This is a genomic window from Virgibacillus pantothenticus, assembly GCF_018075365.1.
In the GTDB taxonomy this organism is placed as follows: domain Bacteria; phylum Bacillota; class Bacilli; order Bacillales; family Amphibacillaceae; genus Virgibacillus; species Virgibacillus pantothenticus.
In genome coordinates this window covers 212,412-231,779 of sequence record NZ_CP073011.1, presented here as the reverse complement: position 1 = coordinate 231,779, position 19,368 = coordinate 212,412, and the positions used below count along the sequence as shown (strand labels likewise).

Here is a 19,368-nt window from a genome sequence, read left to right as displayed (position 1 = left end):
CCTTCATTTTTTGGATCAAACCAATATTTTGAATAAGTTAACAATAATTGTTAAACCAAATTATAACTGTAATTGATAATTTTTACAATATCTTTATGTCATTCAAAAGTAGGAAGAGGTAGTTCTATGAACACAGCAAAAGAAATTTAAGCAAAAGCTTTGTTAATGAGCTATTGGAAAATACGTTAAATAAGGTGCGGTGCAACAATGAGTAGTAGAAGTGGTTGGGGAAAAATTACCTGAGAACCAATACGCAAAAAGGAGCATTAAAGAAACAAATCAAACTGGATTTAGAGAAAAAATATATAAGCTTAGACTTAGAGCATGGTTACGCTGTTTGGTCACTTTCACAAAAACATCAGAACATTTTAGCAAAATCAATTAGTATTTTGCTGGATAAGCAAATGACGCCTTATTGAATCGCTGTATAGAAAATATACTTCACCAAACAAAGGCATAAGCGCCCGTTAAGCAACGTAGCGAATGGAACGAATCAACCGAGATAAAGGGAACCACAGTGAGGCAACGAACCGATGATGGATTTATCGTAGGGCGCAGATCAGCTTTGTCCCTTTTATTAACCAAATAGCTTGTTAAACTAACACACTCGTAAAGTTTTTAAATTAGAAAATCTATTCAACAATCATTAGCCCAACCTCTGAGCCGAGACCTGTCTCCCAAAAGAATAAAAATACACCATAAAGAGGAACCCAAAAATTCTCCAAGCCTTCGTGGGGCGTACAAATTGAATGAAATAAAAAATACCCCAGATAACAAACGAAAGCACCATTGCAAAATACATATAGGAATGTATTCCACCTTCACTCATTCCAGCCCCAAACGAGGCTAATACATTAAATGACATTAATAAAAGTAAAATAATAAAGTTATATATATGAAATGCCTTCTTACCCAACCGTATCACTCCTAATAGCTAATTTTTTATCATTTTTCTACTTCCTCTTTCACTAAAAGGCCCAGTTAACACAATCTCTTTATCCCTCAATCATAATATAATATTCAAAACATTATATTAGCATTCTCAGAAAAAAGTGATCAAATTTATGGACCACCAACTAGTGCTTGCTAGATTTATTTTTATCAAATAAGTGCACAATGAATAATACGCCAAAAACTACAATAGACCCTACAGTTACTAAATAAAGCCAATCTTTTTCAATTTCAAGTAAATTAACTAAGTATAACACCAAAAATACATAAATAATTGTAGTCAGTAATTTCATGATAGCACCCCTAAAATCCATGTCTATCCATCTATTATTAGGATGTTTGTCCCTTTTGTCAATTTGTTTAACAAACGCTCCACCTTTGTTTGAATAAACCATAGCAATCGCCACTGCCGCTCCTGATGCCTAAATATTTTACTAGCTCCCCACGCTTTCAATCGGCTAACGACTTTTTTGTGAAGACCCTTTGGGCTTTTTTATCCTTACTTACAATAAAAGCTTGAATAGCTCCCACCCCACCTCCTTCTGCTACACTAAGTGCAACGCTAATAGTAGAACTAGCAAGTTTAGTATCTATATAAATTTTAGATTTTCCCTACCTTTCAGCCATCAATATTCCCGAATTTTCCTCAATTTTATCATCACTAAGAACATTAGAAGCGTAAAATCATTTGCAGTCCGAAAGATTTACAAAGAGTTGGTTAAAGACTTTACATATAACTCTTTTACTTTCACCATTTAATTCAGCTTCTTCTTGTACTAACTTATCAAACAATTCTCTTTCCTCTTTTGTCATTTCATGAACTCTATTCCTGGTTAAATTCCACAGACTGCCTTTGATAGGCGTTCCACTAACGCATTATCTTCATAGAATGGTTTCCCACAACTTTCCTTTTCACAAACATATCGACGTTTTCGATAAAATAAGGCCGTTCGCCAGCCAAAAATAAGGTCATGTTTGATCTTCTGTATCCGATAATCATGCACACGGTCGGTAATTTGACCACAACATGGGCAATGATGAAGTGCCTTTTTCTAACTCAACATGGAGTATCCATCACTCTCGAATGATTTGGTAATGATAAACTCTTCTAGTCCTGGTAAAAACATGATAGAATTCAACTGCACGCATCTCCTTTTTGTGTTTGTTTATTGGTCTAAACAAAGCCTAACAAAAGTTGGAGTTTGCGTGTTTTATTTACCTAACTTTTTTCTGCTCCCCAACATATATTTTAGAACCATAAAAAAAGCACTTCCCAAATAAATGAGAAGTGCATAAACGCTGATATAATAGTATCCTTAACGCTTTGAGAACTGAGAGGTGAGCGACGGTCTTTTTTAAGACCCTATTTTTTACATTTCATAGACGAGTTTCTTCCATATTATTTGGAAGTCCATAAACCGCTTTAAAGCAACTTTTTCCCGGTTTGTATTTCATGGGATTTTAACGGATTTTTCGTAAAGGGTATTCAAAAAGGTATCTAAAAAATACGCTGGCAGACTATATACAGGGAACCTATTTGGCTTGTTTTTTAGATTTTCTGCTCAATTCATTATAAGAATTGGAATATCCTATTTGCTTGTGTTTCTAACCTTTGTTGCTGCTTTTTAAAACGACTTCTCAAAGAAAACATTTACTGCTACACAGATATCCCCATATTACTAAAGAGCGATGCGGTATAGCTTCCTAGTTTTATTCTTATCCTCCAGTAACATGCTTATCCACCGGTGATGACCATAATAACGGTTGAATGATGGGCGATCGTATTTCAGCTACGCATCAATAAATGCTTCGAGAGTTGTAATGATGCAATCTTATACATATAATCACCTGCTTTTGATTTTAAACGAAAAACAAATGAGCATACGATGCAAACTATTTAATAAGCTATCAAACCATCACACCAGTATTTATCAAACTTTAATTTAAAAAACTGATTTACCATCACTTGTGATACGATTCACCGTCACGTTCCTAAATGAGCTTTTTTACAAAAAAGAATTGCCGATATGCTTAATTAAGCATATCGGCAATAGATATTTATCTTTTCTTCAGCCCTATTATACACATCCCCAAAAATTATTCTACTCCCTTTATTATGATAATTGGATCACCTATTTGGATAGTCTCACTGACTTTTATTACTTCAAATTCAGGAAATTCCTTATAATTTGTAACGATAATTGGCGTTACTGTTGATAAACCTTTGGCTTTTATTGCTGCAACATCAAATTTGACTAGTGGTTGACCTTTTTCTATTTTGTCTCCCACTTTTACAAGGGCTTCGAAGTGCTCACCCTCAAGTTGCACAGTATCAATTCCAATATGAATTAAAAGTTCCACTCCGTTATTTGAAGTTATTCCAATAGCATGTTTTGTTCGAAATAAGACTGCAATTTCTCCATCCACTGGCGCCTTTAAGATTCCTTCATTCGGTTCGATTGCAATCCCTCTACCAATGACTTCTGCTGAAAATGTTTTGTCAGGCACTTGATTCATAGGGATTACTTTTCCGGCTAAGGGACTAAAAACTTTTTCTCCCTCATTCAAATCAATTTTTGACTTTTTGCTGTTTTTCTGTTCCTTATTAGTAGTTTGGTTGTTCGTTAAATTTAATTCAAATTTAGAAAACATTGTAAAGGTAAAGCTTAAGATGAAACTTAAAATTATACCAATAAGAATTGCTGATAGTGCTGACATATTACCATTAGGAGCAACATAAGTTGGTAATGCAAAAACACTTGGTGCTACAAATGAATATGTTTTTACATGAAGTAGCACTGCAACACAACCAGCAATAGCACTTCCTGCCATAGCTGCATATAATGGTTTTTTTAGTTTTAACGTTACCCCATACATACCCGGCTCAGTAATTCCGAAGATCGCTGACAAGCCAGTTGAGAATGTAATCGAACGTTGCTCAGAGGACTTTGATTTTACAAACACAGCTAAAATTGCTCCGGCTTGGGCCATGTTACTTATTAATGCAAATGGTAACCAAAAGTTATCAAAGCCATTCGTAGCAATACTTTGAATTGCTGCTGGCATAAACGCATAGTGCATTCCTGTCATCACTATAAATGGATTAAATCCTGCAAGTAGCAAACCAGCCAAAGGACCTACTGTTGAAAATAACCAAATTAAACCTTTTGATAAATACTCTCCAATGTAAAAGCCTAGTGGGGCAATTACAATTAACACAATAGGCACTGTAATGGCTAAAACTAAAACGGATGATAGAATGGCTTTTAGCATTGAAGGCATCACTTTGTTAACTGCTTTATTAATATAGCTCATTAACCAAACCCCTAAAATAATAGGAATGACGGACGAACTATAGCTTAAATAAGGTACATCAAAAACCAAAAATTTCATTGGCTCCAAGCCTTTAGCAGCTCCATTAATCAAAGTTGGATACAGTAAGACTCCAGCCAAACACAATGCAATAAACTCATTGACATTGAATTTTCTTGCTGAAGACACAGCCAATAGGAATGGTAAAAAGTAAAAAGCTGCATCTGATATCATTGTGAATACTTGGAAAATGCCACTTGTTTCCGATATCAGTTTAGTAAGGGGAATTAATGCCAAGACAACTTTCATCATACCAGCGCCAATAATAGCTGGTAAAATTGGTGAAAAGATCGCTGAAATGACTTCAAAAACCCCATTAATTTTATTTTTAATGCCTTTTTTTGGTGTTGATTTTTCAGGTGTTGCTTGTTTTTTAACTTGACCAATTAAACGATTAATTTCATCGGCTACACTATCGACATTATTTCCGATGATAATTTGAAATTGTGATGGTGTAACTTGAATATCCATAATACCATCTAATTTCTTTAGTTCGTCTATTTGGGGTAAAGTGTTATCTACTAAATTAAAACGTAATCTTGTCATACAGTTCCACACTAAGTTGATATTATCTTTCCCGCCAACTAATGAAATAATGTTCTTTCCTAAACGTTTATAGTCCATCTTCTTCCTTCTCCCGTATCTATAAATTTTCTCCATTGGTTGCAATGACTTCCTTATACCAATTGAAGGATTTTTTCCTATAACGTTTTCCAGTTCCATTTCCTAAATTATCTATATCTACATAAACAAAACCATAACGTTTTTCCATTTCTTGCGTGGAAGCACTCACTAAATCTATTGGTCCCCAAGCACAGTAACCTATAATCTCAATACCATCTTCAATACACTCTTTTAACTGGATTAAATGATCTTTAATATACTCAATTCTATAGTCATCATCTACGGTTTCATTTTCTAATTTGTCATACATTCCTAACCCATTTTCGGCAATTAAGATTGGTTTTTGATAACGATCCCAATATTGAGAGAGGCAGTTATAGAATCCTTTGGAATCAATTGCCCATCCCCATGGACTGACTTGAACAAACGGATTTTTTTTGGCCGAACTGTACGTGTATGAAACATGCTGCTCTTTGCTTAACTCGCTGGATACCATTTGTGAAAAATAATAAGAAACAGCTAAGAAATCAAGTGTATTCTCTTTCAACAATGCTTCTTCTTCTTTAGTTATCTTTATATCAATTTCACTTTCATTAAAGAATCTTCTGATATAACCAGGATATGCGCCTCTAAACTGAACATCGGTATAGAAATAATTTAAACGATTGTGTTTCATAGCCAATAACACATTATCAGGGTGGGCATTTTCCGGATAAGCAGTTAAGTCAGCCAGCATTGTGCCAAATTTTATATCATACCCTTTTTCTTTGGCAAATTTTTTCAATAAGGCACTACCTACTATTTGGTTATGAACCCCTTGGTATTTTGCTTCTTCAAAGTTTTCAACGGTATCAATGCATGTCCCTATTGAAAGAAATGGTTCAATATGGAGTAAGTTAATTTGGTTGATTGGAATCCAATATTTTACTTTATCGTGATACCTTTCTATCAATGTTTGACCATATTTTTCAAAAAAATCAATGACACCTTTATCTTTCCAACCATGATATTTTTCTGTAATATACAAAGGAATTTCGTAATGTAAAATGGTTACAATTGGTTCCATACCATTTTTGATAACCTCATCAATAAAGTTATCGTAGAATTCTAGTCCTTTTTCATTGGGCGTATAGTCTTCTATACTAGGAAATATCCGAGCCCAGTTGATTGAAAAACGTAAAGTTTTAAATCCCATTTCTTTTAAATATTTTAAATCCTCTTTATACGTATGATAGAAGTCAATTCCATGTCTTTTAGGATAGTATCCATCTTTGTCATTGACTGCAAATTCTACATCTGCTTGAGTCATATTTGCCGTATGGAGCTTAGAATTATCCTTATCTGGGTTATAAATAAACAAATCTGATAAGCCAATACTTTTACCATCTTCATTCCAAGCCCCCTCTATTTGATTGGCCGCAATGGCTCCTCCCCATAAAAAATTCTCTGGAAATCCTTTAATGTTGTTCATCTTTTTTTCTCCTTTCATAAAGAAAACTTGGTTTTTATAATAATGGAAGTCCTCGTTTTGAAAAAAGGACTTGTCCCTTTGCCCATAGAAAATTTGATATAAAAAAATACCTAAAATAGCATAGAAGAAATCTCTATGTTATCCTAGGTATCGCCTGCACTACCAGTAACAATCCATGTAGTTATTCTTTAGTTGTTAATTTATAAATATAAACGAATAAATAAAACTTTTCATCTTCATTTATGGTTACTTCTTGTGTTTTTTGCATATACTCAGAAATTTTTTCAACACAATCATAGATTTTGGGTGTATTCATCCTTAATGACTGTAGCATCACATTCGTTTGTGAATTGTGTTCTTCTTCATTTGAATCAATGCTTCGTTTAATAAAGTATTTTAAGTGAGTAATAAAGCGATCATAAGAAATTGATGACGTATCCAATTGAATGGAAAAATGAAATTCTATTATCCGCAATATTTCTTTGATCATTTTGGGAATCTTCATTGTTTCATTAATTGTAATCTGTCCTTGTTGGGCATTTACAAAATGCAAGGCAATAAACCCTGCCTCATCTTTTGCTAGCTTTGTTCCAGTTGATTCAAATATCAATTGTAAAGCAAGCATAGCTGCCTCGTATTCTTTCGGATAGATTTTTTGAATCTCATTTAATAAAGGGTTACTGATATCTGTACCGGATTTATGTCGCTTAAAAGCGTAATATAAATGATCTGACAGTGACAAATACAAATAATCATTTAATTGAACCTTTAACAAATTCTCTGTAAGTTCTATAATATCCTTGGTTAATTCGAGTTGTTCTTTAGGGATATCTGACAAGAAATCGTAGACTGTTTCTCGATTATAGTCATTATCTATTACGAAAGTTTTCTCGATCTTGTCCTTATTAATTGTATCTCCTGGACTTACTCCAAAACCAAGACCATTCCCAATTAAAATGACTTCTTGACTTTTATCATTAAGTGACATAATAACATTATTATTAAATTTTTTTATAATTTTCACTGTCATCACCACCTAAATACAAAAAATGCACACAATCCTAAAAACACAAATACAGTGAACTAAAAAGTTAGTTTCCTGATTTCTTTTTTTTAGGTATCGCCTGCATGACCAGTAACAATCCATTAAAATATGAGTTTACCCTATTAATATAATCGATAAAAAGAGAAAAGTCAATCTCCACTGTAGGACTATTTCTATGTTAATGCATTCTCTGCATATCTTACGTCATTTATAATATATGGATCCCTGCATTTGATTCCTTAAAATCTCATTTACTTATGATACGATTCACCGTGACTATTTAAGAGACAAAAAAACAAGCATTGGGATGTAATTCTCAATGCTGTTTTCTTGTAACTAACAAACTACCCTTTATATTTAACAATAAATAGTGTTGGTCAGGGGTAACATAGTACTTGAAACACTATTATATCAACATTTTCCAAGTGCTATGTGTAAAAATTAATCAATCTCTTTCTGTACAGTTGAAAAACCAAAACCACATTAACGTTATTAGTACTATAGAAATTAATACGTTCTTTTACAAGCCTTACCAACAAATTGATAGCCGAAGAGTTGTTATTTTATACTCCAACACTTATTTTGATAATCCAGCTAACAATTCATTTGTTGTTAGAGTTCTTTAGCGTTTTGACATTATATAAAGAAGCTATTTATCTATCCTTTAATTCAGGAGCAAACGAACGTTCCCATAGAAAAAGCCTACCCGTAAGAGAGTAGGCGATCTAAAATACAGTTAATTAAACTAATACCATCTTTTTCAAACTACTTCAACCTCCAAAAAGTCACAACCTGTAATGTTATTTTCTTCTACTAATTTCTTGAAGGTTTCGGAGACGAATATTGGAATTCCTTTATCTTTTAACTTAAATATATGTTTTCCGTTAATCTTATTTTCATTTAACGCAAATTTGGTAATGTCATATATTTTTTCGTCTTCCAATTCAAAAATAGTATATGTTGAACGTTCATAGTTAATAACATCAACTACATCCAGCAATTTTGTTAATTCCGGCCGATTAAGTATCTCGCCAGTGTAATCATCATCTACATATTTTAGAATATTTATTTGTTCCCGAAAATTCCATGCAGTCATTATCTGTTCTTCCCGTTGACACCCTTACATACACTGCTATCATCGTTTCGCATCTTCTCCCTTCCGTATGCCTCGAATAGATATCGGTAACATTCCTGGATGACTTTATCATAATGGGGTCCTTTGATGACTTTAATCTTCAAGCTGCACCACCCCTTCAACAGAAGATATGTGGCACAGCCTGTAGAAATCCAGGGGCGTACAAAGTTCAGGGTTACAGAAACATTTGTTCTTTTCTATGAAAAAGAAAAACCTTGAAAGGCTTGGCAGATCAAGGTTTTAATTACTAAGAGTTATTTTGTTCGTCTTCTCCATATAAACTATTTAGGAATTCTTCAATGTTATTGGCTAAAAAATACATATTACTCATATCATCAGAATTCTCTGGTTCCTGCTCATGATCCCAGAAGTAAATTTTTTCATAATATGGTTCCTTAGTGCCTAAGCATATAGCATTACCTGCTGGGTCATCTCCAATTGGAATAAATCCCGCCGGTAACCTTTCGTCCATTATATCTATAAAATCAGCCAGATTATCATACATATCACCGATTCCGTAAAATACATTCAATACACTTCGGCCTTGTTCGCCCGATATCGTGAATAAGTTAGGAGCTACTTTTCCACCATTCCATTTTAATAAAAATATCTTATATAATTTTGTAAGTTTAACATTATATTCAATTTCAAATTTCTCTATTTGTTCTAACGAAAGATTTTTATGTGAACCAAAAATTTCCGCCATATATATAACCCTCCTATTTATTTTCTATTAACGACGCTAATTCCACCGGTATGAGTAAATTCCCTATGAATTTTTTTGTCAACAAGAATCATTGTTCTTCCGTCTTGATGATGATGCCAAGTATAACCTTCAGGCGCTTCGTATAAAGAAGCGACCGGTGGATCGGAATCTTTGCTTAATCCCGCTTTTATATTAGAGTTTTTATAATCTAAAGGCCGATTCGTTGGATTTGCAAATTCAACTTCTACTGGCTTGACAGTTGGATGTGAAAACTCTGTAAAATCAGGATACCCCCCAGGATATCCTACAGTTTGACCTTTCTTGTTTGTATATACCCAGACCCCATCTTCATCTATTTTTACAGTTCCACCCTTTTTTATCCACTTATCTGGAGCAGGAGAATATAAAGGTTTAGTAGCAAGCTGCTCTTTTGTAAAGCTTACAACTTGTTTTCTATCCTTCTGCACTGTATGTTTACTGTTCTGTTGATAACCTTTAAGTGCACTTTCACTATCATTAGGGTTAACCTTATAGATGTCTTTTTCGTTTTTAAGATTGTTGTTATTCTTTTTTAAATCACTACTTCCCTTACTCACTGTATAGTGATAGCCGCCTCTCGTATCACTAACTACATTGACTTTAGGTATTTGTGTTCTCATCCATTCCTTTATATTCAACATCGTAGGAATTTTTAGAGAGGACCTTGTATACGTATTATTTTTAGAAATTACTTCTCCAACGTCGTTTTGGTCCGCAAACTTACTACCAGATTTTGGCTTAGAAAGGAACGACTTTGTACCAAAAACCGTTGAAAACAAACCAAAACTAGATAACCAATGTTCTTTGGAATACGTTTCTTCAGGACTTATTGTCCCATGCATCATGTCTACTCCACCAACAGTAAGCCAGTTAACAAAGTCTTTTGGTGTATTCAACATATTTTCTGCCCGGACCTGAAGACCTTTTGAAAAGTCCTGTCCCGTATTCAATGCACCAAAAGTAATATAATTTCCAAAATCATAAAAAGAGTCGAATTTAGCTTCATTTCTATCCTCTGCTGCTTTTACTACATCCGAACCTATCTCTTGAAACGCTTGAGCAGACTTTTGAAATGCATTTTGCCTCCGATCATCTGGAATTGATGATACCAATTCGTACGTCACGGAACCATCAGATTCTTTAAACTCACGGACTTTTCTACCATCAATTAGCGTATAGTATACACCATGCCATTCTTTCTTATAGTCAGAAACCTTTACTCTAGAAACCACTTGGTGTTCAATGGTAGTAAATTCTCCTGTAGTTAAACGGTCACCTGATGCTGCTACAGCTGCATGCATAGCCCGGTAACTATAATCCATGGTTTTCAGTCCAAAATGTTTCTGCAAATACTGAATAGGAATAGCAGCAAATCGATTATACCTAAAGAGTAGAAGCTTGCCTACTTCGCCAAGCACTGCCTCAAGCCCAATTGCGTTTCTCACAGCTTTATTCTTGATACCAGATATAAGTTCTTTATGAAACTTTTGATCAGCTAACTGTCTAGCTTGGTACTTATCAACACATAACTTTCCATTGTTTCCTAGCTCACGGATTTGACTAATATAATTCTTCATCGTTCGTATATCTTGTTCTACGGGTTCTAGCTTAGCTGTATTATGGCGATCAAAAGCGTGGAGCTTCTCTATCGTCTGACGGTTCAGCTTTTTCGCATGCTGTACTTTATCTAGGAATTCCCCATCGTCTATATTGGGAATGTTAACAATATCTTTGACCGAGTGAAGAACGGCATTTGCCTCATCCGTTAACGCCATGGTAATCTGTTCCATTCGCTCAAAGCCTCGTTGCACATCTTGAGAAAGAAAATCCTCACGAATAACCCCATCTTTGTTTGGTTCCATGTCCTGAATCGACTTTTTCATTTCCTGTAAGGTATCGGAGTAATTCGTAATAAAACCTTCTAGGAACAACAGAAACGGCATGTGCACCTCTTGATAGAATGTTCGAATAGAATTTGCCGTTTTTCCTTTAAACGCATCCTCCAAAGCTATCATACCCTCTATGCTTTTCTGGATGTTTTTTACTCGTGTATGTATTTGTTCAAGCTGCGATATGGTTTTGTCAATATAGCTATGAAGGTCGCTCACATAAAGCGCCTTAATGAACATCTCCTCCATCCCCATTGTAATAAATTCAATGTAACCCCTTTAGTTGCATTATACTAAAAGTAAAAAATATATGGAATTGTTTATGGAAAAAATACCACCTCCCGTAACTCGTTTCGATTATAGTTACAGGAAGTGGAGTGGTTTTGGTGTGGAGAAACGGTCCCTAATTCATGAGCCACATCAAACTGACGTCTGTAAAAAGACTTATTATTTCCTAAAACAATAGTGTAATAAGATTTTCCATTTACTTCTTGATTAGATCCGAAAGCGTCAATAGTTCTCTTTTTAATATTCAAGGCTGCTAAAACGAAGTCTTTTTTTCTAAAAGCCGTACTATATTTTTTATAGGTTTGTCAACAAGTCCCCAATAATTCCGGAATTTTTAGTAACGTATTCTACAGTAATATAGATAGCTTTTTAAAGGACATTCCTTTTTTAAATATTGCTCTAACTAAAAGGAAAACAATCAACAACTGCCCTTTTGCTCCTGAACGCAATTCTTTTCCAATGATATTTCCTTTGTCATCTGCACCCATCATGAGTTTAGTTTCAACTTCTTTCATTGGCTGCAAGTCAGAATAACTACTGGATGGACTGATGAGGGAAAGCAAATTATGAATACCTTGATTATTTCACTTCCAGACAAGAAGCAATGGTATCATTGGCTGATTACAACAGCAATCCATATGATTTATCTGCCGGTAAGATCACTTTCAAAGAAGTGTACGAACGATTAAAGAAAGAACGGTTCCCGAAAATATCAAAATCAAATCAAAGTGGCTATGAAATGGCCTTTAACCGCTCGGAGTCTTTACATGACTTAAATTCGTAGATATTAGGAAGGCGCATTTGCAGGCAGTTATCCATAACTGTGATAAATCACACGGCACAAAGAGAAAAATAAAAGTGCTGTTTAATCAGATGTATAAATTCGCTATGGAAAATGATCTAACTCATAAAGACTACGCTAGGTTTGTAGAGTTACCTAGAGATAACACGAAAAGTTCTAGGCAACCATTTAACTAGGATGAGATTAAAAAGTTATAGGAAAACGTCGATAGATTAGATTTTATCGACACGGTCTTGATCATGATCTATACAGGTTTACGACCGGGAGACTTAGTTGAAGTAAAGAACGAAAACATTCATCTTGATAAAAGGTACTTCCGGGGAGGTTTTAAAACAGAAGCTGGAACAAACCGAGTAATCCCCATTCACAAAAAAATACATTCACTTATCGAAGCTCGCATGGATCCAAAGAAGGAATATCTCGTCATTAATCATGAAAACAACAAAATGAGTTGCTACGTCTACTATCACGAAAAATGGAAGAAGATCATGGAGCAATTAGAAATGGATCATAAACCTCATGACTGTAGACACACATTTGCAACACTCATGGATAACGCCGGCGCGAACAAGTAGTCAATCAAACGAATTATGGGACATGCATCCAAGGATATTACAGATAAAGTATATACACACAAGGATATTGAACAGCTGCTTATAGCGATTGACACGCTTAAATAAGCAGCTTTTTCTTTCATAATCCATGTATATTACCTGTATATTACGTGTGCGATTTTTCAGCGTTTTAAACGGTTCTTTGTCAAATGTGGTGGTGGAAATTAATCTCCACCATCTCTTTTTAGTTAGTCTTAAATTAATTTGTTAACCTCTTGTTGCCATAGTATTTTATTCTTCAATCTTGAAAAATTTTTAATGCCATAGGACTTACGTTTCAACACCTTTATCTTGTTGTTTATCCCTTCTATATATCCATTGTTAAAAGGATACATCAATGATGGAAGGATTTCTGTCTTCCATCGCTGAAACGTATGATAAACACGTTGAAATGAATCCATACCTGATTCTTTTAATGTCTGCATACATGCTTCTAATCCAGCTTTAGTTGTATCCTTATCGCTTTCCTTAAACCATTGATCTAACTTATTCTTAAGTGCATATGCTTTTTGTAATCTAGGATCAATCTCAAGAAGTTTTTGTACCTTTTCTGACTCTTCTTCATCCAGTTTATATACCGATTTCCATAACAGTTTTTTACTACGTTTCATCAGGATACGTGGCTTTTTATCCAATTCCCTTTGAACTTCTCAGCGTACTTCATCGAATGCCCAATACACTTGCCTCATATAGTGAAATCGATCCGCAATAATGAATGGATTCCCTAATGCTTTTTGTACAGCTTGTTTAAAGGATTTAGACAAATCAATAACGACGATTTGGACTTTACTCGTATCACGTGATTGTAAATACTCTTTTATGATATCTACTTTTCTATCCGGTAAAATATCGATGATTTCTTTATTCTCCACATCTGCAACGATCGTTTGAAACCTCTCTCCTCCTGCATCTCCTTTAAACTCATCAATGGCTATAGCACGTGGTAGAACCTTCTTTGTTTGCAGAGGATGACGATCAACCAAACGGATTAACCGATTCGTTGTCATACCAGATAAACGAGCTGCATCCGTAAATGAACCGATTGCCGAGTAAGTTCGTGCGCTCATTTGTAATGAATTGGTGCACCTTTGATAACGATCCACCATTTGTAAATGTTCATAAAAGGTATGGTGGCAATGGGTACATAGATATCTTCTTTTTCGCAGAGCAATCTTCACGGATGTATTGGATAGATTTGGTCCTTGGATCAACTGCTTTCGGTAGCTGTGCACTCGCTTTGTTTTCGCTTTACAGGATGGACATGTTTGCTTTTTAATCTTTGTATAAAGCTCTACCAATAATTTCGTGGGTTCTTCTTTTACATCCCATACTTCTACTTGTTTATCTTTTATCCCCAATAAATCTATGATAAGATGATATTGCACTCTTCCCCTCTCCTTTACCTTTTGTGTCTGCAACTCAAGGTTATCAAAAAAGAGGGGAATGAGTGTGTTTTTTTGCATCTTTCTGCGCATTGGCACAATAAGGAGTACCACCACATTTAGTTTAGAGCCTTTTAAACAAACTTATAAAAAGTAAAAACCCCCAACCATGCGAGGTTGAGGGTTTTGAAAAACTTGATATCTTCGTTTTGAGAACTGAGGTTGATTGTAAAATAAGGGGTTTAGCGTGATTTTGTATATTACCTGTATATTACGTGTGCTTATCCACAGAATTTCAAACAAATGTGTATAACTATTTTAAATACGCTTTTAAGTTTTCTTGTATTTTAATTTAGAACTAACAATTAAAATAATCCTTTAAGAACTCAAAAAATGTGCCTCTTCGCTGATTAAAATGAAATAAGGTTGGACATACTGAAAACTATCAGAATAAAATGTTAGGTGTTTTTCATATGTTAATAGTTAATTTTGTATTTGTAATCCCCTTAAAACTTCTGTCCGCAAATCACCCGCAATATTCCCATTCTTATAATCATCCAAGAAAAAAATTATTCTCTGAATATAACTATCTGAATCCTCTATACATTTTGAAAAACAATCCATAAAATGATCTACTAATGTATCATCAACTAAAGCAATTGGTTCTGGATAATATTTGACACCTTCTCTTTCAAATGCTTTTCTACTAGTATAAGCAACTGCATCAATAACACAGTTCCAAGCTAAGACATCTGTTTCATTATCTGACATCTCTTGAATTATTGTTATACCATTTTCCTCATTAACTAATAATTCATAAAGAATATCCCCTATATTTTCTTTACCTTTTAGCCATTCCCAACATTTATATATAACTTCCTGGGCTAAAATTTGATCTTCCTTTTGAGAAAATACCGCCAAAACTTTTTCTGAAAGTCCAAGAAAAAATATTACTTTACCATCTTCTGTTAAACTACTAAAGTTAGTATTAGCCATAATTAACCTCCAACTAATCAATATAATTTCCATTTTTAATCATTAGATTAAGCCTACCAGTTACTTTAATGCTTTCATCAATTTCCGATGTTACTTCAATTTTTAGATTAGGATATTTTAAACTTAATTGCTTTAACACACCAGGCGGAACTTTATCGTTCGCTAATCCTTGATAACACTTTCTACATACACCTGAAGGATTCGATTGATGAAGTTTTAATGTTCCTGTTACATCTTCTGGTTTTATACCTGCCTTTATTACTGCTGAATCAAATTCATTCAGAACCCCTTCCTCTGCATGCCTAGTGAACAAAGGGTTAGACCCTGGGGCTTTAATATTTCTGTCAGGCATTACTTCATCTAAATCAGGTAATCCAGCTTCTTTTCGTACTTTCGGCGATCCACCTTCAAAATTCAAATCTTCTAATCCTTTTACATCAGTTTTTCCAACTGCCACTGTTTCAGTTTCTGGAACATTCCATTTTTTCCTTAGTGCATCTATATCAGTTTTACCAATATCAATCTTACTTTCTTTACCCGCACCCTTAGTCTCTACCCTTTCCCCTCCGCCATTTTTCCTATTAACCATCTGCGTATTAACGTGACTTTCAAAGTCTTTATCTCTAAGTATAAAACTTGCGCCACCAGTTGAAACTGCATATTTCTTACCAAAAGAGAACATATCTGCTATTTTAGCCATTTCGGCTTTAGCTGCATTTATCTTTTCCCGATAGTAATTGCCACTGAAAGGCTTTTTGTCTAATAACTTCGGCGCTCTTCTTGCTGCGCCTGCACCTAGTTTTGCAACGCCTGATGCTCCTTTGACAGCCCAACTACCTGGTATTAAAGCAGCAACGGCTGCTCCAGTGGCATACATAACACCTTCACTTTCCACGGTATCGGTGAAAGCTTGGGCAGTTGATTCCACTACACGCATAGGATCTTGCATAAATTGTAACGCAGCTTGTGTGTAGGCATCAACTGTTTCATTTGCACTATCTTTTAACCAAGATGGTTCAACGGGGTCAGGAATAATACCAGATACGGTGACAACACCTGCGTCCTTGGCAACGGTTAGCAGTCCCATGACCAGGCTCGCAATACTATTGGCAAATCCTTTTTCAAAATCATCTACAGCTTTGTTTACACTACTAACAACGTCCATGACACCTTCAAAGAAATTCGTATATTTCCTTTTTACATTTCCAGCCAAGTTATTATATTCATCATCCGCATTTTCAAATCTTTTCACTTTGGAATTATATAAATCCCATAACTCGTCCATATTACGTTGCAGCTTTTTTCGGGTTGATTCAATGCTCGTTTGAATTCTCTCCATATGGCGTCGATTGATCTCGCTTGCTTCTTTTTCCGCATCCGTTGGGTCATCAAACATGCCGAAAAATGAAGCAGGTTGCTGATAACTTTTGTTTAGTGCCTTAAACAGATTATTGGAAATACCGCCTTCTATTTGCTTTAAATTCGCCCAAATATCATTACGATCCACACGCATCATCGTATTTCTTGAAATGGGTGAAATATATCTTGTTGTGTCTGTTACGTAATTTTCAAATAACGATAGTAAGTCATTGATCTGTGTTTCATAATTTGCAATTTTTTCTTTCGAGGTGCTAATGTTCTGATCCCATGCTTCAACACTTTTTCCCTCGTTTGTTTGCATAAAGGTCGTTACCTTATCCAGTGAATCGTCCATTTTTTCTAAAGCACGCTTATATTTCCGAAGTTCGCCAATAATATCATCTAAAACCCCATAATTAATTTGTAAGTCACGCTTCACAAACTATCCCCCTTCTCCCTATACTTTTAAATCCCCTTGTTATTAAGACATTTCAGTTTTCTTCCTCTATATAAATCTTAATGGTAGATTAACCCATACACCATGCATCTTTTTTCCCTGTTTTTACATAGGCGATTTTTACTACTTATACTGTTTTGGTCTTTTTTTTGTTAAATAAAAAATGCCACCTACCCGTAACTCATTTCATTTATAGTTACAGAAGATGGTAAAGTTAATGAGAAAACACAAGGGATGTGCTAGTTCATTTTATCCGCAAATCAATAATGCACTCAAAAGGCAAACGTCGCCCCGTTATACTTATGTACTTATTTTGTTTGGAGAGAATTAAAGAGAGAAAAGTAGGGAGTTTTTAAACGTCCTACTCAATCCGGCTGTTATTCATATACAAATTCAACACGTCCAATAAAATCCGCCACAGTGTAAGGATCGAACGGCTCTACATATATTGTATATATATTATCTAAAGCTTCTTGATCAAGTTAACGATTTTCTTCTTCTGATTGTTCAGCTTGATAATGGGACGGATTAGGATAATCGTGATATGTCCGTCGCCATTGGAAGTGTAGCTAATGTAATTAGAATCAGTCATAGTGCTAATTACCTCTTCTGGATAAACAATACTATCATCAATCTGAAGGACTGGATCATCAGCTGAACTATGGTTTATATTAACAAGAGGATCTTCCCACACAAGCCATTGATCTAAACTTGGTTCACCATTTATTGTCAAAATAATTCGTGCATAATTAATTTCTGATTGATTATAGTGAGTTTTGTAAATCCTGACTGGACATAGAATAAAGTGATTGTCCATAATGCATAATTTTTTTATCACCTTCATAACGTAGCTTGAATTGTTCTGTTCCACTTTTGCTATGAAGCGTTAAAACATTTCCTTCTATTGTTTTATTGAGAATGGTAGAAGTCATATAGACATCCGAATGATTAAAACTTCGATAGGAATCGTCTCCTATCACCATTATACCTAACCCTATAGGAGAGTTGTAAGGCTCTCCTTCAAATAATGCATATGTTCCTTTAAAATCTTCATATGTATAAGTTGATTCTTCACTCGTTCCCTCTTCCTCTGGTTCAGCAACCTCTGTCTCTTCCTCTTCTTTCTCATCTTCCGAGATTCCTGTTGCTACTGGTTCTTCTATCTTTTCTTCGCCACCGAGAACAGCGATTCCAACAGTCACCCAACAATCACCATTAACCAAATCCACCATTTTTGATAAATTCGTTTTGGTGGTCTTGAACGAGTTTGATTTCGATGTTCATCATAATACTTTTTCTTTGCCATTTGATTCCCTCCTGTATTTGATTTTATCAAAACGTACTCTTATACTCATTAAATTATAACTAATCAAAAACTATACAACTTAGAATAATCAAGCATGTAAAGCCCCATTCCATTTTTCCTTCCTTTTGCCTAGCCTTACAACATGCCCATGCTGACATGGAATTAAAGGCGAAGCGGATCGAAGGGCAAAGCCTTTTCCCTTGATGGAATGGGTGCATTGGCTATCATCTTAGAAGGACAAAAGTGAAGGTAATTCATGAAAAATAGCGAATTTCTAAGTAAAAGTTAGTTTAAGAGTGTTTTTGTCCAAAATTAGGGGGTTAATCCGCATTCAAGATAATGTTAAAGAGTTTATTTAACAATCAAGAGGTATGACTCTTAAAGAAAAGTCATACCTCTTGTTACTTTTACAATCACACCCGATTCATGAAAATTAGTGCAATTTTCATGAAGTTAGCTCCGATTGCTTGATATTTAACTTATTTGTTTTGTTTCACTCTCTTTGCCCCCTGGCGAAAAAGAAAATAAAAAATAAACAAGAGAGCTGCTAAACCAGTTGCTCTACCAATAGAAATCCAATTGATTCCTTGATGTGTGATTAAGCTAACAAGTACAATCCCTATTAGAACACCTAAACCAATCAAAATATATGATTGCCAACCTAACTGTTGTTTGCTGTCTTGAATTATCTTTTCTGTCAAATCCTCATCACTCCTTAATAATTCATCGATAGTGATATCAAACAGATCACTTAATTCAATTATCAACTCGATGCTGGGATAGTTTTTACCGGTTTCCCATTTCGAAATTGATTGACGACTAACGTATATTTTTTCAGCAAGGCGATCTTGTGACCACCCCCTCTCTTCTCTTTCTTTTTTTAATTTGTCTCTAAAAAGAATGTGTTTGCCACCCTTTCTTATTCCAGTATT

Annotated in this window: 17 protein-coding genes and 2 pseudogenes; 3 read left to right on the top strand and 16 right to left on the bottom strand. The window is 34.7% G+C overall.

Annotation, left to right across the window (positions count from 1 at the left end):
* Positions 1-224 precede the first annotated feature (224 nt).
* Positions 225-419, top strand: a complete 195-nt coding sequence (locus KBP50_RS01155; protein WP_050349595.1) for a hypothetical protein — start codon at positions 225-227, stop codon at positions 417-419.
* 657 nt (positions 420-1,076) lie between these two features.
* On the opposite strand, the gene KBP50_RS01150 is transcribed toward KBP50_RS01155, so the two are convergent.
* The 11 genes and pseudogenes from KBP50_RS01150 to KBP50_RS01105 all read right to left on the bottom strand — a co-directional run bounded on the left by KBP50_RS01150 (position 1,077) and on the right by KBP50_RS01105 (position 12,035).
* Complete coding sequence (locus KBP50_RS01150; RefSeq protein WP_050349597.1) at positions 1,077-1,358, bottom strand: hypothetical protein; 282 nt, start codon at positions 1,356-1,358, stop codon at positions 1,077-1,079.
* 277 nt (positions 1,359-1,635) lie between these two features.
* Positions 1,636-1,764: a hypothetical protein gene (locus KBP50_RS22370; protein WP_269082643.1), complete on the bottom strand. Its 129-nt coding sequence runs from the start codon at positions 1,762-1,764 to the stop codon at positions 1,636-1,638.
* 16 nt (positions 1,765-1,780) lie between these two features.
* Positions 1,781-2,078, bottom strand: a pseudogene (locus KBP50_RS22710) (transposase family protein); the annotation flags it as partial.
* Positions 2,079-3,048: 970 nt separating this feature from the next.
* Entirely contained in the window at positions 3,049-4,947 is a 1,899-nt protein-coding gene (locus KBP50_RS01140; protein WP_050349598.1) for a beta-glucoside-specific PTS transporter subunit IIABC, read from the bottom strand.
* A 19-nt stretch (positions 4,948-4,966) separates the two neighbouring features.
* On the bottom strand, positions 4,967-6,418 hold the full coding sequence (locus KBP50_RS01135) for a glycoside hydrolase family 1 protein (protein WP_128743224.1): 1,452 nt from the start codon (positions 6,416-6,418) through the stop codon (positions 4,967-4,969).
* Between the two features lie 181 nt (positions 6,419-6,599).
* On the bottom strand, positions 6,600-7,448 hold the full coding sequence (locus KBP50_RS01130) for a PRD domain-containing protein (RefSeq protein WP_082240821.1): 849 nt from the start codon (positions 7,446-7,448) through the stop codon (positions 6,600-6,602).
* 775 nt (positions 7,449-8,223) lie between these two features.
* Positions 8,224-8,559 carry an imm11 family protein gene (locus KBP50_RS01125; protein ID WP_050349600.1) on the bottom strand — a complete coding sequence of 112 codons (336 nt, stop codon included), beginning with the start codon at positions 8,557-8,559 and terminating at the stop codon, positions 8,224-8,226.
* 286 nt (positions 8,560-8,845) lie between these two features.
* Positions 8,846-9,304 carry an SMI1/KNR4 family protein gene (locus tag KBP50_RS01120; RefSeq protein ID WP_050349601.1) on the bottom strand — a complete coding sequence of 153 codons (459 nt, stop codon included), beginning with the start codon at positions 9,302-9,304 and terminating at the stop codon, positions 8,846-8,848.
* A gap of 17 nt (positions 9,305-9,321) precedes the next feature.
* The gene (locus tag KBP50_RS01115; RefSeq protein ID WP_210967609.1) at positions 9,322-11,451 is read right to left on the bottom strand and encodes a T7SS effector LXG polymorphic toxin; all 2,130 of its coding nucleotides are present in this window, start codon (positions 11,449-11,451) and stop codon (positions 9,322-9,324) included.
* Positions 11,452-11,552: 101 nt separating this feature from the next.
* On the bottom strand, positions 11,553-11,768 hold the full coding sequence (locus tag KBP50_RS22705; protein ID WP_128743226.1) for an ImmA/IrrE family metallo-endopeptidase: 216 nt from the start codon (positions 11,766-11,768) through the stop codon (positions 11,553-11,555).
* Between the two features lie 99 nt (positions 11,769-11,867).
* Positions 11,868-12,035, bottom strand: a complete 168-nt coding sequence (locus tag KBP50_RS01105) for a hypothetical protein (RefSeq protein WP_156875315.1) — start codon at positions 12,033-12,035, stop codon at positions 11,868-11,870.
* Between the two features lie 89 nt (positions 12,036-12,124).
* Here KBP50_RS01105 and KBP50_RS21950 point away from each other — a divergent pair, with 89 nt between their 5' ends.
* Positions 12,125-12,304 (top strand): hypothetical protein, encoded by a 180-nt coding sequence (locus KBP50_RS21950; RefSeq protein WP_128743228.1) that lies wholly within the window; start codon positions 12,125-12,127, stop codon positions 12,302-12,304.
* Between the two features lie 257 nt (positions 12,305-12,561).
* A complete protein-coding gene (locus tag KBP50_RS21945; RefSeq protein WP_236691340.1) occupies positions 12,562-12,897 on the top strand; it encodes a site-specific integrase in 336 nt (111 codons plus the stop codon).
* Between the two features lie 233 nt (positions 12,898-13,130).
* Here the strand turns inward: KBP50_RS21945 and KBP50_RS01095 are convergent.
* From KBP50_RS01095 to KBP50_RS01075, 5 genes and pseudogenes are all read right to left on the bottom strand, one after another.
* Positions 13,131-14,321 (bottom strand): annotated as a pseudogene (locus KBP50_RS01095) (ISL3 family transposase).
* A 480-nt stretch (positions 14,322-14,801) separates the two neighbouring features.
* Positions 14,802-15,314, bottom strand: a complete 513-nt coding sequence (locus tag KBP50_RS01090; RefSeq protein ID WP_050349604.1) for an Imm6 family immunity protein — start codon at positions 15,312-15,314, stop codon at positions 14,802-14,804.
* Positions 15,315-15,327: 13 nt separating this feature from the next.
* The gene (locus tag KBP50_RS21940; RefSeq protein WP_236691338.1) at positions 15,328-17,112 is read right to left on the bottom strand and encodes a hypothetical protein; all 1,785 of its coding nucleotides are present in this window, start codon (positions 17,110-17,112) and stop codon (positions 15,328-15,330) included.
* Between the two features lie 782 nt (positions 17,113-17,894).
* Entirely contained in the window at positions 17,895-18,332 is a 438-nt protein-coding gene (locus KBP50_RS01080; protein WP_050349606.1) for a hypothetical protein, read from the bottom strand.
* Positions 18,333-18,915: 583 nt separating this feature from the next.
* On the bottom strand, positions 18,916-19,338 hold the full coding sequence (locus tag KBP50_RS01075) for a helix-turn-helix transcriptional regulator (protein ID WP_050349672.1): 423 nt from the start codon (positions 19,336-19,338) through the stop codon (positions 18,916-18,918).
* Positions 19,339-19,368 lie beyond the last annotated feature (30 nt).

Bases quoted from the DNA above. Each gene is read 5' to 3' on its own strand.
- KBP50_RS01140 (WP_050349598.1), bottom strand. From the start codon at position 4,947: ATGGACTATAAACGTTTAGGAAAGAACATTATTTCATTAGTTGGCGGG.
- KBP50_RS01105 (WP_156875315.1), bottom strand. From the start codon at position 12,035: ATGAAAGAAGTTGAAACTAAACTCATGATGGGTGCAGATGACAAAGGA.
- KBP50_RS22370 (WP_269082643.1), bottom strand. From the start codon at position 1,764: ATGACAAAAGAGGAAAGAGAATTGTTTGATAAGTTAGTACAAGAAGAA.
- KBP50_RS21945 (WP_236691340.1), top strand. From the start codon at position 12,562: ATGATCTATACAGGTTTACGACCGGGAGACTTAGTTGAAGTAAAGAAC.
- KBP50_RS01125 (WP_050349600.1), bottom strand. From the start codon at position 8,559: ATGACTGCATGGAATTTTCGGGAACAAATAAATATTCTAAAATATGTA.
- KBP50_RS21950 (WP_128743228.1), top strand. From the start codon at position 12,125: ATGGTATCATTGGCTGATTACAACAGCAATCCATATGATTTATCTGCC.
- KBP50_RS01135 (WP_128743224.1), bottom strand. From the start codon at position 6,418: ATGAACAACATTAAAGGATTTCCAGAGAATTTTTTATGGGGAGGAGCC.
- KBP50_RS01090 (WP_050349604.1), bottom strand. From the start codon at position 15,314: ATGGCTAATACTAACTTTAGTAGTTTAACAGAAGATGGTAAAGTAATA.
- KBP50_RS01120 (WP_050349601.1), bottom strand. From the start codon at position 9,304: ATGGCGGAAATTTTTGGTTCACATAAAAATCTTTCGTTAGAACAAATA.
- KBP50_RS01130 (WP_082240821.1), bottom strand. From the start codon at position 7,448: ATGACAGTGAAAATTATAAAAAAATTTAATAATAATGTTATTATGTCA.